The sequence below is a fragment of the Janthinobacterium sp. LPB2021202312-11-4 genome (assembly GCF_037049705.1).
Taxonomy (GTDB): Bacteria; Pseudomonadota; Gammaproteobacteria; order Pseudomonadales; family Pseudomonadaceae; genus Aquipseudomonas.
In genome coordinates, this window is record NZ_JBAGKV010000009.1 from 115,756 (window position 1) to 131,165 (window position 15,410).

The window sequence follows — 15,410 nt, forward strand, 5'->3', positions numbered from 1 at the left end:
TCACGCAGATAGGCTCAGGCTAATCGGCTCTCTTACGCAAACGGCAACGTCTGCGTCGGGCCTTGGGTGGAGCAAATGCTTGCATCGTTAGCTGGCTAAGTTAACCCAGCATTAACAAAAAAGCCCTGCACATTTGAAGTGTGCAGGGCTTCGGGAATTCGCCTTGAAAGCGTAGCTTCAATAGCGGTTTGGCTCCATTTCCAGCTCGACGCTGAATCGTTGCGAAATGTCTTTCTGGATGCGTTGCGCCAGCGCCAGCAGTTGCAGACCGGTCGCGTTGCCGTAATTGACCAGCACCAGCGCCTGCAATTTATGCACGCCCGCATCGGCGTCGCGGAAACCTTTCCAGCCAGCCTTCTCAATCAGCCAGCCCGCCGCCAGTTTCATTTGCCCATCCGGTTGCGCGTAGGCCACCAGGTCCGGGTATTCACCCTTGAGCTGCGCCACCAGCGCCGCCGGCACCAACGGGTTTTTGAAGAAGCTGCCGGCATTGCCGAGCACCAACGGGTCCGGGAGTTTTTCGCTGCGGATGCTGCAAATCGCCTGGCTGACATCGGTCGGCGTCGGCTGGTCGATGCCCTGTTCGGTCAGACGCTGACGCACCGGGCCGTATTCCAGATGCAGGTGCGCGGTACGGTTTAGGGTGAACCGGACCCGCAGGATCAACCAACGCCCCGGCTGCTGTTTGAACAGGCTGTCACGGTAGGCGAAATTGCATTCGTCCAGGGTGAAGTCGCGCAACTCGCCGGTCTGGCGATCCAGCGCGGTGAGGCCGGCGAACACATCCTTGATCTCGACGCCGTAAGCGCCGATGTTCTGCATCGGTGCCGCGCCGACAGTACCGGGGATCAGGCTGAGGTTTTCCAGTCCCGACAAACCCTGAGCCAAGGTGTGTTGCACGAACGGATGCCAAGGCTCGCCGGCCTCGGCTTCGATCACCACCTGGCTGCCGTCATCGCTCAATACGCGGATGCCGCGTGTAGCCATGCGCAGCACCAGCGCCTGGATATCTGCGGTCAGCAGCAAGTTGCTGCCACCACCGATCACCAGCAGCGGCACGTCATGTTGCACGGCATAAGCCAACGCTTCACGCACCTCGGCATCGCTGTGGGCTTCGGCGAACAGTTGCGCCTGCACGTCTACGCCAAAACTGTTGAACGGCTTGAGGGAAACGCCGGGGTGTACCTGCAGACTCATAACCGTCCCTTTAACTCAATCACCAGCAGATCGCTGGCGCGTTCGATCAAATCCAGCACCTGCTCAAAGCCTTGGTCGCCGTCGTAGTACGGGTCCGGCACTTCATCGGTTTCCGATTCGTAACGGCGCAGGAACAAGTCCAGCTCAGCCTTGCCCGTGGCCGGTTGCAGGGCCTTGAGGTTGCGAAGGTTGCTGTTGTCCATGGCCAGGATCAGGTCATAAGTGGCGAAATCCGCACGGCTGACTTGCTGGGCGCGCTGGGCCGACAAGTCGTAACCGCGCCGTTTGGCCGCAGCCTGGCTGCGCTTGTCCGGGGCTTTGCCGACGTGCCAGTCGCCAGTGCCAGCAGAGGCCACTTCAACTTGATCCGCCAGCCCCGCCTCGCGCAGTTTGTGCCGCAGCACGCCTTCCGCCGTGGGCGAACGGCAAATGTTGCCCAGGCAGACGAACAGAACCCGCATCAGGCCTCCAGCAGGCGACGAACGCGCTCAAGGTCTTCGACGGTATCGACACCGGTTGGCGGCGCGATCAACGCGTCGGCGACGTGAATCCGCACGCCGTGCCACAGGGCTCGCAGTTGTTCCAGGGATTCGGTGTTTTCCAGCCAGCACGGTCCCCAACTGACGAAGTCATGCAGGAAACCGGCGCGATAGGCATAGATGCCGATGTGGCGACGGTACGGCACGCTTTCCGGCAACTGGTCGCGGTTCTTGGCGAACGCGTCCCGAGCCCACGGCAGCGTGGCGCGGCTGAAGGTCAGCGCCAGGCCATTGAGGTCACTGACAACCTTGACCACGTTCGGGTTGAACAGGGTTGCCACATCTTCGATCGGCTCGGCCAGGGTGGCCATGCGTGCTTCGGTGTGGGCGGCCAGGTTGGCGGCGACCTGATCGATCACACTCGGCGGGATCAGCGGCTCGTCACCCTGGACGTTGACCACGATGGCGTCAGGCGTCAGGCCCAGTTTCGCGGCAACTTCGGCCAGGCGATCAGTGCCGGAATTGTGGTCTTCACGGGTTAGCACCACTTCGGCGCCGAAGCCTTTGCAGGCCTCGACGATGCGTGCGTCGTCAGTGGCGACCACCACGCGTTGGGCACTGCTTTTGCTCGCCTGCTCCCAGACGTGCTGGATCATCGGCTTGCCGGCGATCAGCAGCAACGGTTTGCCCGGCAGGCGGGTAGAGGCGTAACGCGATGGAATAACAACGGTAAAGGCTGTGGTCATTTATCCAGGCGCTCGTCGGTGGTCAGGGTGCGGGCTTCGGTTTCGAGCATCACCGGGATGCCGTCACGAATCGGATAGGCCAGGCCAGCGCCCTTGCTGATCAACTCGGTCTTGTCGGCACTGAGCTTGAGCGGGCCTTTGCAGACCGGGCAAGCGAGGATATCGAGCAATTTGGTGTCCATGAGCATTCCCTGGATAAAAACGGTTTTAAGGCAAAAGACGATTCGGCAACAGGCGCATCAACTGCGTATCGAACCAGGCCACGAAGGCCGGCGACGGCACAGCATCGACCGCCAGGTACCACCAGTCGGCGGCGGCAAAGGCACGGCACTTCACCGCGTCCTTTTCGGTCATCACCAATGGCAATGACGGCGTGAAACTCAAGGCCTGCACGCTGTATTCGGCGTGGTCGGCAAACCCGTGGGGTACTGGCCGCCAGTGTAGCGTTTCGAGGGTGGTGAAGAAACGCTGGGGATTGCCGATGCCGGCCACGGCGTGCAGCGCCTGGCCCGGCGGAAAATGGTCGAGGGGGCGACGTTCGCCGGTTTTCAGATTGATCAGTGAAGTCGGTTGCAACTGGAAAGCAAAACCATCGTCGCGATCACTGGCAGCGCCGTTGTAGAGCACCGCATCAACGCTTTGCAGACGCTCGACCGGTTCGCGCAACGGCCCGGCCGGCAGACAACGTTTATTGCCCAGGCCACGGGCGGCGTCGATCAGCACCAGCTCAAGGTTCCGGGCCAGTCGATAGTGCTGCATGCCGTCGTCGGACAGGATCAGGTCCAGCGGCTCACTGGCCAACAAGGCTTTGACGGCGCTGCTGCGATCCGGATCGATCATCAACGGCACGCCGGTGCGCTGAACGATCAACAGCGGTTCGTCGCCGGCGACGTCGGCACCTTGATCGGCCTCGACCCGCCACGGCAATTGCGGCGGCTTGGCGCCGTAACCACGGCTGACCACGCCCACGCGCAAGCCAACCCGCTGGCAGTGCTCGATCATCCACAGGATCAGCGGTGTCTTGCCGGTTCCGCCGACGGTGATGTTACCCACGACGATCAGCGGCACTGGTGGCTGGTAGATTTCGCCCTCGCCCGCCAAAAAGCGTTCGCGCTTGGCGTTAACCACCCGCCGATACAGCCATTCCAGCGGCTGCAACAGCTTCAGGGCCGGATGACCTTCGTACCACGCTGCGAGCAATCGATCGGACATGGCCATCAGTGCGCCGGCGCTGCCTCGACGGTGGTCATGCGCAAACGGCTGAAGCCGAGCTTGCCGGCAGCGTCCATCGCGGTGATAACCGACTGATGTTGAGTCTTGCCGTCGGCGCTGATGGACAGCGGCATATTGGTGTCGCCGTTGGATTCCTTCTGCAAGGCGTCCATCAGGCTGGCCAGGTCATTCTTGGGCAACAACTGGTTGTTCACCGAGAACACGCCTTCGGCGCTGATGGCGATGTCCAGTTGCTTGAGCTGCTGGTCTTCGGCCGGCGAGCCGCTGACCGCTTCCGGCAGCTCGACGCGCAACAGGGTTTCCCGGGTAAAGGTGGTGGTCACAACGAAAAACAGCAGCAGGACAAATACCACGTCGATCAGCGACACGAGATTGATGTCCACGTTCTCCCGTTGCTTGCGGCGGAATTTCACGCTTTGCCCTCAGCCAGGTCCACATCACGGTCGCCCTGCACCACCTCAACCAGCTTGATGGCTTCCTGCTCCATCCCCACCACCAGCTCATCGATGCGCCGTTGCAGGAACCGGTGGAAGAATACCGACGGGATACCGACGATCAGGCCCGAAGCCGTGGTGATCAAGGCTTTGGAGATACCGCCGGCCAGCACGGCGGCGTTGGTGGTCATGCCCGTGCCCATGAACGAACTGAAGATATCGATCATGCCCAGCACCGTCCCCAGCAACCCGAGCAACGGGGCCATGGCGGCGATGGTGCCCAGCGCATTGATGTAGCGCTCCAGCTCGTGGATCACCCGGGCGGCGGCTTCTTCAATGCACTCTTTCATGATCTCGCGACCATGTTTGGAGTTGGCCAGGCCGGCGGCCAGGATCTCGCCCAACGGCGAGTTGGCGCGCAGTTCCTTGAGCTTCTCTTTATTCAGTTGTTTGTCTTTGATCCAGACCCAGACCTGCCCGAGCAAATGCTCCGGGGTCACTCGGCTGGCACGCAGGGTCCACAGACGCTCGGCAACGATCGCCATGGCCGCGATGGAACTCAGAATGATCGGCAGCATCATCCAGCCGCCGGATTTGACCAATTCCCACACAGTGACAGTCCCCTCGAAAAAGTGCGCCACTCTAACATAGGGGGTCGGCGCACCGAAGACTGTGATGTCGCATCCCGTCCGGCTTTCATAACGCATGGTTATTGGCTGACCGCCGGTGAATCGCGCCAGAAGCGCCGTTCTTGACGCATCGTACGGGCTGGCTTGAAGCGGCCGAGTTGCAGACGGACGGCACCGTGCTCGGCGCTGTCGTAGATCTGCAGGCCGCGTTTTCGGTAGCGCGCCATGACCGTGGGATGTGGGTGACCGAAGGAGTTGCCGTGGCCCCGTGAGATCAGCACGGCTTTGGGTTGCAACGCGTTGAGCAGCGCCATCGAGGATGAACTGCGACTGCCGTGGTGCGGCGACTGCAACCAGTCGGTGGTTACCGCCAATGGGCTGTCCAGCAATGCGCGCTCGGCGTGGGTATCGATGTCGCCGGTCAGCAGCAGCCGCTCGCCATTGGCTTCGATCTGCATCACGCAGGATTTCTGATTGCTTTCACGCGCCGATGGCCATTGCCAGAGCTGAAAACGGACGCCATCCCACGTCCACTGCTCGCCGCTGGCGCAACCTTCGGCTTGCAATTCAACCGGCAAGGCCAGTGGATCGCCACTGAGCACCCGCGTCACCGGCAGCGCGTTGGCCACGGCGCGCGCACCGCCGGCATGGTCGGCGTCGGCGTGGCTGAGCAGCATCAGGTCCAGTGCGCTCACCCCCAGTTTGCGCAAGGACGGCACCACCACTCGCGCCCCAAGGTCAAAATCGCCGAAACGCGGGCCGGCGTCATACAGCAACGAGTGATGGCGAGTGCGCACCAGAATGGCCAGCCCTTGGCCGACATCCAATTGCCAGATCTCGGCCTCGCCTTCGGGCACGTCATTGCGCGGTGGAAAGACCAGCAGCAACAACATCGGCCAACCCAACGGACGCAACGGCACGCCTCGGGGCATTAATAGTAGAAAAGCCCCCAGTGCGCCGATGGCCCACGTCCACAGCGGCATCGCCACCGGCACCCACGCGGGCAATTGGCCGGCCATCAACGCCAGACCTTTGAACAGCAAGTCGATCAGCCCTCCGGCCAACCACAGCAAGCCTTCCCCCACGTAAGGCACCGCCAGCAACAACGTCCCGAGCAAGGCTGGCGGCAACACCAATAGACTGATCCAGGGCACCGCCAGCAGATTGACCAGCGGCCCGCTGACACTGATGGGTAATCCCAACACCAGCAGCAACGGACACAAGCCAATCGCGATCAGCCATTGGGCGCGAGTCCAGGTTTGCCACCAGCGCCAGGGGCCGAGCCGGCCGCCAAAGGTGAAAATCAGCACCGCCACCGCCGCAAAGGACAGCCAGAAACCCGGTTGCAGACTCGCCAACGGGTCCAGCAGCAGGACACCACTGAGCGCCAGCAACAGCGGCCACCAGGCGCCGAGGTGACGAAAGCGCAGCCGCCACAACAGCACCAGGCCAATCATCACGCAGGCCCGCCGCACCGGCACCTCGAACCCGGCCAGCAACCCATAGACGAGAGCGGCGGCAAACGCCAGACCACACGCCCACGGCAGCCAGGGCAAGCGTCCGGGCCACAGGCCATAACGGGCCAGCCCGGCGATCAGCCAATACACCACGCCGGCGAGCAAACCGATGTGCTGCCCGGAAATCACCAACAGGTGCACGGTGCCGGTGTCTTGCAGCACCTGCCAGTCCTCGCGACTCAGCCCGCCGCCATCGCCCAGCACCAACGCCGCCAATGCTCCGGCTCTCCCTTGGGCATCAACGTTGAGCATGCGCTGGCGGATACCGTCGCGCCAGGCCCATCGCGCCGGGGACAGGCGTTGGCCAGCCTTGACCGTGCCGGTAGCGCCAATGCCCTGGGCCAGCAACCAGGCGTCGTAATCGAAGGCGTGAGGATTGAGCAACCCGGTTGGTCGCTTCAGTTTCACCGCCAGGCGCCAGCGTTCGCCGCTGTTGACCGGCGGCCCGTCGAACCACGCCAGCCGCATCAAGGAAGGCACCGGGCCATGGCGCGAGCGCGCTTCCGCCAATTCGAAACGCACCACTGCGTCGTTGTTTTGCGGCAATCCCGTGACCCGCCCTTCGACCCAACGCGTTTCGCCGTCCAGGTTCACCGACAAGCGATCATCCAGCGCCAACTGCGCCTGCCAGCAGGCCCAACTGAAGCCGAACAGAAAAAACGCCAGTGGATACGTGCGAAACGGCAGCAGCATTAACCCCGTGACCGGCAACAACAGCCATAACCAGACCGGCGGTAACACCGGCAAAAAACGCAGCGCCAACAATCCGAGCGCCAGCGCCACCATCCCTGTGCGCATAAGCCCGTCCTTGAGAGTCCCCTCCACTAGGCATAGTCGGCGCGGCGCAGGGGCGTCGTTATTAATTGTCACAAAGTCTGAATGGGCGGCTAATAGAATCCAGACATACTTGCCGCCTGAACCGACCGAGAAGCCTTATGCCCCGGCGCTTATTCAAACGCTACATGCCAGACCCGACCAGCATCAGGGAACACAAATCCTTACGCTTTCTCGGCACGCTGCTGCATGACCCCAACCTTTGGCACCTCAACCGCCATTCGGTGGCGCGGGCGATGGCCGTCGGTCTGTTCGCGGCGTTCCTGCCTATTCCACTGCAAATGCTCCTCGCCGCCTTCCTGGCGATCATGGTTCGCGGCAACATGCCGATTGCGGTGAGCCTGGTCTGGCTGACCAACCCAATCACCATGCCCGCCGTGTTCTTCTGCACCTACCAGACCGGCGCCTGGCTGATGGATGTGCCGGCGCGCTCACTGCCGGATGAGTTGACCTGGGAATGGATCAGCGGTGAGCTTTCGACGTTGTGGCAGCCGTTTTTGCTTGGCTCGGTGGTGACCGGGCTGGTGCTTGGGGCGCTGGCCTATTGCCTGACGATGATGTACTGGCGGTGGTGGGTGGCGCGGCAATGGACGCGGCGCAAGAAAAACCGGATGTGAGAATGCAAAACGGCCTCCATTTTTGGAGGCCGTTTTTTTATGAGGTGTCTGGGCTGACGCCTTCTCGGGCAAGCCTCGCGCCTACAAGAGCACCACCGTACCGGTAGGAGCAAAGCTTGCTCGCGAATGAAGCGACTCGGTCTGCGATCAGGTACGCATCCCGCGCCCACTCACCAGCAACCGCGCACAACCGACGTACAACACCACGGTCGCCACCAGCATGAAGGTAATCGCCACGCTGATCTTGATGTCCGAAACCCCAAGAATGCCGTAGCGGAACGCGTTGACCATGTGCAGCACCGGGTTGGCCAGGGACACGGTCTGCCAGAACGGTGGCAGCAAGGAGATCGAGTAGAACACCCCGCCCAGGTAGGTCAGCGGCGTCAGCACGAAGGTCGGGATGATCGAGATGTCATCGAAGTTGCGTGCAAACACCGCGTTGATGAAGCCCAGCAACGAGAAGATCGTCGCCGTCAGCACCACCACCAGAACGGTCACGCCCAGGTGGTGCACCTGCAAATCGGTGAAAAACATCGACAGGATGGTCACGATGACCCCGACCATCAACCCGCGCAGCACGCCGCCCAGGGTGTAGCCGATCAGAATCGTATGGGGCGACACCGGCGAAACCATCAATTCCTCGATGGAGCGCTGGAACTTGCTGCCGAAGAAACTCGACACCACGTTGCCGTAGGAGTTGGTGATCACCGACATCATGATCAGCCCCGGCACGATGTACTCCATGTACGTGAAGCCACCCATGCCGCCGATCTGTTTGCCGATCAGGTTGCCGAAGATCACGAAGTACAAAACCATGGTGATCGCTGGCGGCAGCAGCGTCTGCGGCCAGATCCGGGTAAAGCGCCGGACCTCACGGTAAACGATGGTATTGAGGGCGACGAGGTTGGGTTGCAGCTCGGAACTCATACCGCCACCTTCGACAGATTTTTCTCCACCAAGGACACGAACAACTCCTCAAGGCGATTGGTTTTGTTACGCAGGCTCGACACTTCGATGTTCTGCTGCGCCAACTGGGTAAACAGCGCGGTAATGCCCATGGCCTTGTCCACCTGGACTTCCAGGGTATGGCCGTCGAGCAATTTGGTCGGGTAGCCAAGCAACTGCGGCACCACGTTCAGGGTGTTCTTGATGTCGAGCAGGAAGGTCTCCACATGCAGTTGGCTGAGCAACTGCTTCATGCTGGTGTTCTCGACGATGGTGCCGTGGTCGATGATCCCGATGTTGCGGCACAACTGCTCAGCCTCTTCCAGGTAATGGGTGGTGAGGATGATGGTGATGCCTTTCTGGTTCAGTTCGGTGAGGAAGGTCCACATCGAACGACGCAGCTCGATGTCCACCCCCGCCGTCGGTTCGTCGAGGATCAGCAGGCGTGGTTCGTGAACCAGCGCACGGGCGATCATCAGGCGCCGCTTCATGCCGCCGGACAGGGAGCGCGACGGCACATCGCGCTTGTCCCACAGGCCCAGTTGCGTCAGGTATTGCTCGGCGCGTTCCTTGGCGATTTTCGGCGGGATGCCGTAGTAACCGGCCTGGGTCACGACGATGTCGAAGGTTTTTTCGAACTGGTTGAAGTTGAATTCCTGGGGCACCACGCCGATGGAGCGCTTGAGCTGCGCAGGATTCTTGTCCAGGTCATGACCGAAGATATTCACCGTGCCGCTGGTCTTGTTCACCAGGGTGGAGAGAATGCCGATGGTCGTGGATTTGCCGGCGCCGTTGGGGCCGAGCAAGGCGAAAAAGTCACCTTCGGCGACATCCAGATCGATACCACTCAAGGCCTGGAAACCGTTGCCGTAGGTTTTGGTTAGCTGCCGGATGGACAGAGCGGAACTCATATCGGGATACGCACCAAGAAGGGAAGAAAAAGATAAGTAAGGGCGGGCGGCGACTAATACAACCACGGCGCACGAGCGCAATGGTGCGTGTCGCCGCCCGACAAGTACAGTCAAGTGTGTCGATAGTGAGTATTAAGTCAACGCGGTCATGACTGCTTTCTGATACGCCGGACGCTGTTTCAATCGTGCGTACCAGGCCTCCAGATGAGGCTGTGGCGCGCGCTCGATCGGCATCTCGAACCAGGCATAAATGAAACTGCCCAAGGGGATGTCGCCCATGCCGATCTCATTGCCAGACAGGTACGGTGTGCTCGCCAGCGCCTGATCGGCCATCGACAGCAAACCTTCGCACTCCTTGATTGCAGCGTGGATGGCAGGCCAGTCCTGCTGATCTTCCGGGGTGCGCAACACGCCCCAGAACACGGTGCGGAACGGGCCGGCAAAACTGGAAGTGGTCCAGTCCATCCATTTATCGGCGGTGGCGCGGGCCTGCAGGTCTTCGGGATACCACGCGGTGTTGCCCGCATGGCGAGCCAGCAGGTAACGCACGATGGCGTTGGATTCCCACAGCACAAAACCGTTGTCCTGGATCACCGGCACGCGGCCATTGGGATTCATCGCGCGGTACTCCGGCGTGTCCACTACGCCAAACGCGCCGCCGGCATCGATGGCTTCATAGGCCAGGCCCAATTCCTCGGCGGCCCACAACGGCTTCCTGACATTCGACGAGTTTTTCCGACCCCAGATCTTCAGCATGACCGCCTCTTTTTGGATGAATGCGCAGGCAGCATACGCCGGATCAGGCGCGACTCAAATCGCTCTGCATGTCGCCCAGCAGTACCGGCAGTTGCTCGCCGAACAGATGCGGATAGCATTTTTCCAGGTGCTGGAAAAAGAACGCTTCAGGCACGTCGGTGAACTGACCGTGGTCAACCACATACTCCATCAACTTCTCGCCAGCGCGGTTGAACGGGTGGAATACGCTGTCGTTGAGCCCGTCGAATTCCAGCGGCGCGACATTGAACAATTCGCACAAACCCTGATTGAACGCCGGCGTGGCTTTGACCCAGCGCCCGTTCAAATACAACTCGGTGTAGCCGTGCATGGCGAACACGTCGCTCTTAAGCAGTTCGAGTAGACGCGGGGTCGACAAATGATTGCGCACATCCGCCAGGCCAATGCGCGCGGGAATCCCGCAATGCCGGGCGCACCCGGCCAGCAGCGTGGCTTTGGGCACGCAATAACTCTCGCCAGTCGCCAAGGCGTAACTGCCGCGCAAGGTGTCTGGGTCGCGGCTGAAGGTGTAGGGGTTGTAGCGCACCGCCTCGCGCACGGCGTAATAGAGATGGATCGCTTGCTCGACCGGATCACGACTGACGCCGCGATGTTTTTCCGCGAACTCCACCACCGAAGGGTGGTCACTATCGATGAAGCGGCCGCTGCTCAGATACTCGTGCATGAGGACGATCTCCTGGGGGAGCCTCGAGTCTAGCGACACCTTCAGCACAGAGATAACGACGATTCGGCCAAACATGGGCGCTTTGCTGCTCGCCCTACGAACGATTTCGGAGGCCTGTTGCCCACAGGTCTTACAAAAACCATCCAAGGTTTCCCACGATTTCAATCACCTTGCTCTGACCACCCTGTTTTACGGATGCCGTCTAAGCTCTGAAGGTTGGTTTTGCCCTGGCTTCACGGAGGATTAAATATGCTGTTGTTGTGGATACTGGTTCTGATCGTCGGAATTGCCTATTTGGCCCACCGCCGCATCGCCCCGCTGCCTGCTTTGAGCATCGTCGCGGTCTATGTGGTGGCGATGGGTGCCTTCAGCCATGCGCCGGGCTGGTTGCTGCTTATTCTCTGGGTAGTGATCGCGGCAGTCGCGGCGCCTTTGTTGCTGCCTGACCTGCGCCGCAAATACTTCAGCGCGCCGCTGTTCAGTTGGTTCCAGAAAACCCTGCCGCCGATGTCGCAAACCGAACGCGACGCCATTGATGCCGGCACGGTCTGGTGGGATGGCGAGCTGTTCAGCGGTCGTCCGGACTGGAACAAACTGCTGTCCTATCCGAAAGCGCAACTGAGCGAAGAGGAACAGGCCTTTATCGACGGCCCGACCGAAGAACTCTGCGCCATGGTCAGCGACTGGCAGATCGGTCAGGACATGGACCTGCCGCTTGCAGCCTGGACCCACATCAAGGAACACGGTTTCTTCGCGCTGATCATTCCCAAGGAATTCGGCGGCAAAGGTTTCTCGGCCTACGCCCACTCCCAGGTCGCGATGAAACTGGCGACCCGCAGCGGCGACCTCGCCTCCACCGTAATGGTGCCCAACTCCCTCGGCCCGGCCGAACTGTTGCTGCATTACGGCACCGACGAACAACGCAACCATTACCTGCCACGGCTGGCCCGGGGCGATGACATTCCGTGCTTTGCGTTGACCGGTCCTTTGGCCGGTTCTGACGCTGGCGCGATGCCCGACACCGGCGTCATCTGCAAAGGCGAGTGGGAAGGCAAGGAAACCCTGGGCCTGCGCCTGAACTGGGAAAAGCGCTACATCACCCTCGGCCCGGTGGCCACCCTGCTTGGCTTGGCCTTCAAGGCTTACGACCCGGATCACTTGCTGGGCGACAAGGAAGACCTGGGCATCAGCCTGGCGCTGATCCCCACCGACACAGCCGGCGTTGAAATCGGCCGCCGTCACCTGCCTCTCGGCGCGGCGTTCATGAACGGCCCGAACTCCGGCAAGGACGTGTTCATCCCGCTGGACTTCCTCATCGGCGGCCAGGAAATGCTCGGCAAGGGCTGGATGATGCTGATGAACTGCCTGTCCGTGGGCCGTTCGATTTCCCTGCCGGCAGTCGGCACCGGCGCAGCCAAATTCACTAGTTTGGTCACCGGCCAATATGCGCAAGTACGTGAGCAATTCAACGTGCCACTGTCGGCGTTCGAAGGGATTCAGGAAGCCATGGCCCGCATCGGCGGCAACGCCTGGATGATGGACGCCGCCCGGATGCTGACCGCCAACGCGGTGGACCTGGGCGAGAAGCCGTCGGTGCTGTCGGCGATTCTCAAATATCACCTCACCGAACGCGGCCGCGAATGCATCAGCCACGCCATGGACGTACATGGCGGCAAGGCAATCATCATGGGGCCGAACAACTACCTGGGCCGCAGTTGGAACGGCGCGCCGATCTTCATCACCGTGGAAGGCGCGAACATTCTCTCGCGCAACCTGATGATCTTCGGCCAAGGCGCGATTCGCTGCCATCCGTTCGTACTCAAGGAAATGGCCCTCGCCGGTCGTGAGGACAAGGATCAGGCACTCAACGAATTCGATGGCCTGCTGCTCAAGCACATCGGTTTTGCGGTGAGCAACGCCGCCAGTACGCTGGTGTTGAACCTCGGTTTTGGTCACTTCGAACACGCGCCGGGCAACAAACTCAGCCAGGGTTATTTCCGCGCACTCAACCGTCAGGCTGCCGCGTTCGCCATGCTTGCCGACCTCAGCATGATGTTGCTGGGCGGTGAGTTGAAGCGCCGCGAACGCCTGTCGGCACGCCTGGGCGATGTGCTCAGCAACATGTATTTGGCTTCTGCCGCGCTCAAGCGTTATCACGATCTCGATTCACCTGACCATATGGCGCCGCTGTTTATCTGGGCCATGGAAGAGAGCCTTGGTCAGTCAGAACGTGCGCTGGATGAGCTGCTGACCAACTTCCCGAACAAGGTACTGGGTTGCCTGCTGCGGGTGATCGTGTTCCCGTTCGGTCGTCGCCACAAAGGGCCGTCGGACAAACTCGGTGCCGAAGTCGCGGCAGTGATTGGCCGGGCCAAAGGCGACCCGACCCTCGAAGAGTTGCTCGGCGGTTGCTACCGTCCGCAATCGGCCGATGACGCCGTCGGCGCACTGCAACATGCGTGCAACCTGCTGAGCGCAGCGCAACCGCTTCAGAAAAAGCTGCATGTGGCGCTCAAGAGCGGTCAGGTCAAACCGGCTGCCGGCGAACACGCCATCGACGCCGCGCTGGAGGCCGGGGTGTTGCAACCGGGTGAAGCGCAGACCCTGCGTGACGCCGAAGTGGCGCGACGCAAGGTGATCGATGTCGATGATTTCGACAAAGAGCAGTTGGCGCTGGCCGAAGGAAAGGTCCGCTGATCCATGTTCCTGTAAAAAAGGGCGCTGGAGCTTTATACTCCCGCGCCCGTTTTGCTCTTGAGGACTTATCTCGTGTCCAATGTCGTTGCCGACCATCTCGTCTTGCTTGACCACTTGCGCAGCATCCTGGTCGCCGTAGGTGAGGCCGAACAGGTTCCCGAAGAAAGCCATGCCTTGTTCCTGGAGCGCTTCGACGAATTGCGTGCGTTGCTGCCGGTCGATCCGATCGAAAGCCAATACCTGGGCCAGGACATCCTGTGCCAGGTCATCACCCGTTACCCGCAAATCGCTCACCTGGTGCCGCGCGACCTGCTCTGGTACTTCGCTGGCGACTGCCTGCACTACATGCCCGATGACGAAATCGATTTGTATCAGGCGCTGGAAGAACGTCGTTTCGAAGCTGAACAGAACGACGAACCCTTCGACTGGAACCAGGAAAAGCAGTTGCTGGCGATGTCGCAAGACGACAGCAAGCACTGATTCCGGATCAGTAAAACGAAAGGCCCGCATGGAGATCATGCGGGCCTTTTTATATTTTGAAGGTCAAAAGATCGCAGCCTTCGGCAGCACCTACATTTGAAATGCGATCCCCCTGTAGGAGCTGCCGAAGGCTGCGATCTTTTGATCTTTGCTTCAAACCAAGCCATCACGCTCAGGCAACTCATACTCCAGGGCGACCTTGCCTGACGCACCGGATTTACCCGGCTTACTCAGCGTCGGCTCCTTCTCCAGGCATTCCACCAGATAGTCGATAAACACCCGAAGCTTGGGCGGCAGATAACGCGTCGGCGAATGCAACAGCCAGGCACCGCCGTGATAGGAAGCGAGGAAAGTCCAGTCCGGCAGCACCTGCACAATCAGCCCCTGTTCCAGGGCATGGCGAGCAGTGAAATACGGCAAGCTGCCAATGCCAATATGCTGCAACACCGCGCCCAATCGCACGCCGGTGTGATTGGCGGCGTATCGCCCACGCACGCCGACGGTCACGGCTTTGGTGCCCTTCTTGAATTTCCAGCGGGCATCGCTCGGGGTTTCGCCCAGGTAAATGCAGCTGTGATTGAGCAAGTCGTGGGGATGGGTCGGCGTACCGTGTTCAGCCAGGTACTGCGGCGTGGCGCAGAGCAAATGGTCGATGGTCAGCAATTGGCGTCCGACCAGGCCGGCCGGTGGGCGATCGGTGATACGGATCGCCAGGTCGACGTTGTCATCGATCAAATCCACCTGCCGATCTTCGAGCAACAGCTCCACGTCCACTTTGGGATAACGCCGCAGAAATTCCGGCATATGCGGGTGAATCACAAATCGCCCCACGGCTTTGGGCACGCTGACCCGCACCAGCCCTTCGGCTTCATGGGTGAACTGACCGCTGATTTCCATCACCGACTTGGCCGCGCTGACCATTTCCTGGCAACGCTTGAACACCTCTTCGCCGCCATCGCTCAACCGCAGCTTGCGCGTCGTGCGTTGCAGCAACCGGGTGGCCAGGGCCTTTTCCAGGCGCGAGATGCTGCGACTGACCGCCGAGGGTGACGAACCGAGCTGACGTGCCGCTTCTGAAAAGCTGCCGGTCTCGACAACCTTGACGAAAATCGCCATTTCGCCCAGCAGCGGCAGCGGTAGATTTATGCTCACAGCGCAACAGTCCTTTGATGTTTGAACGGATTATCACGCAATTCCATGGTTCATATAATAAAAATAGAAACTTTAATAAG

At 60.7% G+C, this 15,410-nt stretch carries 16 protein-coding genes; 3 read left to right on the plus strand and 13 right to left on the minus strand.

The genetic code is table 11. The features are described from left to right. Positions 1–177 precede the first annotated feature (177 nt). From murB to V5E99_RS12335, 8 genes are all read right to left on the minus strand, one after another. Entirely contained in the window at positions 178–1,197 is a 1,020-nt protein-coding gene (gene murB / locus V5E99_RS12300; protein ID WP_499802677.1) for a UDP-N-acetylmuramate dehydrogenase, read from the minus strand. Then, the gene (locus V5E99_RS12305) at positions 1,194–1,658 is read right to left on the minus strand and encodes a low molecular weight protein-tyrosine-phosphatase (protein ID WP_499802678.1); all 465 of its coding nucleotides are present in this window, start codon (positions 1,656–1,658) and stop codon (positions 1,194–1,196) included. Before V5E99_RS12305 ends, murB begins: the two co-directional genes overlap by 4 nt. Beyond that, positions 1,658–2,422 carry a 3-deoxy-manno-octulosonate cytidylyltransferase gene (gene kdsB / locus V5E99_RS12310; RefSeq protein ID WP_499802679.1) on the minus strand — a complete coding sequence of 255 codons (765 nt, stop codon included), beginning with the start codon at positions 2,420–2,422 and terminating at the stop codon, positions 1,658–1,660. Before kdsB ends, V5E99_RS12305 begins: the two co-directional genes overlap by 1 nt. Continuing rightward, the gene (locus V5E99_RS12315; protein ID WP_007945752.1) at positions 2,419–2,604 is read right to left on the minus strand and encodes a Trm112 family protein; all 186 of its coding nucleotides are present in this window, start codon (positions 2,602–2,604) and stop codon (positions 2,419–2,421) included. Before V5E99_RS12315 ends, kdsB begins: the two co-directional genes overlap by 4 nt. A gap of 25 nt (positions 2,605–2,629) precedes the next feature. Further along, entirely contained in the window at positions 2,630–3,634 is a 1,005-nt protein-coding gene (gene lpxK / locus V5E99_RS12320) for a tetraacyldisaccharide 4'-kinase (protein WP_499802680.1), read from the minus strand. 5 nt (positions 3,635–3,639) lie between these two features. After that, the gene (gene pocB / locus V5E99_RS12325) at positions 3,640–4,068 is read right to left on the minus strand and encodes a flagellar polar localization protein PocB (protein WP_499802681.1); all 429 of its coding nucleotides are present in this window, start codon (positions 4,066–4,068) and stop codon (positions 3,640–3,642) included. Beyond that, a complete protein-coding gene (gene pocA, locus V5E99_RS12330; RefSeq protein ID WP_046031667.1) occupies positions 4,065–4,700 on the minus strand; it encodes a flagellar polar localization protein PocA in 636 nt (211 codons plus the stop codon). Before pocA ends, pocB begins: the two co-directional genes overlap by 4 nt. Before the next feature lie 98 nt (positions 4,701–4,798). Further along, positions 4,799–7,033, minus strand: coding sequence for a DNA internalization-related competence protein ComEC/Rec2 (locus tag V5E99_RS12335; RefSeq protein ID WP_499802682.1), 2,235 nt, complete (start codon positions 7,031–7,033; stop codon positions 4,799–4,801). Positions 7,034–7,170: 137 nt separating this feature from the next. Between V5E99_RS12335 and V5E99_RS12340 the strand changes: the two genes are divergently transcribed. Beyond that, entirely contained in the window at positions 7,171–7,686 is a 516-nt protein-coding gene (locus V5E99_RS12340) for a DUF2062 domain-containing protein (RefSeq protein ID WP_499802683.1), read from the plus strand. Between the two features lie 147 nt (positions 7,687–7,833). Here the strand turns inward: V5E99_RS12340 and V5E99_RS12345 are convergent, their stop codons facing one another. The 4 genes from V5E99_RS12345 to V5E99_RS12360 form a co-directional block, all read right to left on the minus strand. After that, entirely contained in the window at positions 7,834–8,613 is a 780-nt protein-coding gene (locus tag V5E99_RS12345; protein WP_499802684.1) for an ABC transporter permease, read from the minus strand. Further along, positions 8,610–9,542, minus strand: coding sequence for an ABC transporter ATP-binding protein (locus V5E99_RS12350; RefSeq protein WP_499802685.1), 933 nt, complete (start codon positions 9,540–9,542; stop codon positions 8,610–8,612). The genes V5E99_RS12345 and V5E99_RS12350 overlap by 4 nt, the downstream gene beginning before the upstream one ends. Before the next feature lie 132 nt (positions 9,543–9,674). Further along, positions 9,675–10,298, minus strand: a complete 624-nt coding sequence (locus tag V5E99_RS12355; protein WP_499802686.1) for a glutathione S-transferase family protein — start codon at positions 10,296–10,298, stop codon at positions 9,675–9,677. Between the two features lie 43 nt (positions 10,299–10,341). Then, the gene (locus V5E99_RS12360) at positions 10,342–11,001 is read right to left on the minus strand and encodes a transglutaminase-like domain-containing protein (RefSeq protein ID WP_499802687.1); all 660 of its coding nucleotides are present in this window, start codon (positions 10,999–11,001) and stop codon (positions 10,342–10,344) included. A gap of 249 nt (positions 11,002–11,250) precedes the next feature. Between V5E99_RS12360 and V5E99_RS12365 the strand changes: the two genes are divergently transcribed. Both V5E99_RS12365 and V5E99_RS12370 read left to right on the plus strand, forming a co-directional pair. Continuing rightward, positions 11,251–13,698, plus strand: coding sequence for an acyl-CoA dehydrogenase (locus V5E99_RS12365; RefSeq protein WP_499802688.1), 2,448 nt, complete (start codon positions 11,251–11,253; stop codon positions 13,696–13,698). Positions 13,699–13,770: 72 nt separating this feature from the next. Continuing rightward, positions 13,771–14,178: a PA2817 family protein gene (locus tag V5E99_RS12370; protein WP_054051726.1), complete on the plus strand. Its 408-nt coding sequence runs from the start codon at positions 13,771–13,773 to the stop codon at positions 14,176–14,178. Positions 14,179–14,331: 153 nt separating this feature from the next. Here V5E99_RS12370 and V5E99_RS12375 read toward each other — a convergent pair whose 3' ends face one another. After that, complete coding sequence (locus V5E99_RS12375) at positions 14,332–15,330, minus strand: LysR family transcriptional regulator (protein ID WP_499802689.1); 999 nt, start codon at positions 15,328–15,330, stop codon at positions 14,332–14,334. Between the last annotated feature and the right edge of the window lie 80 nt (positions 15,331–15,410).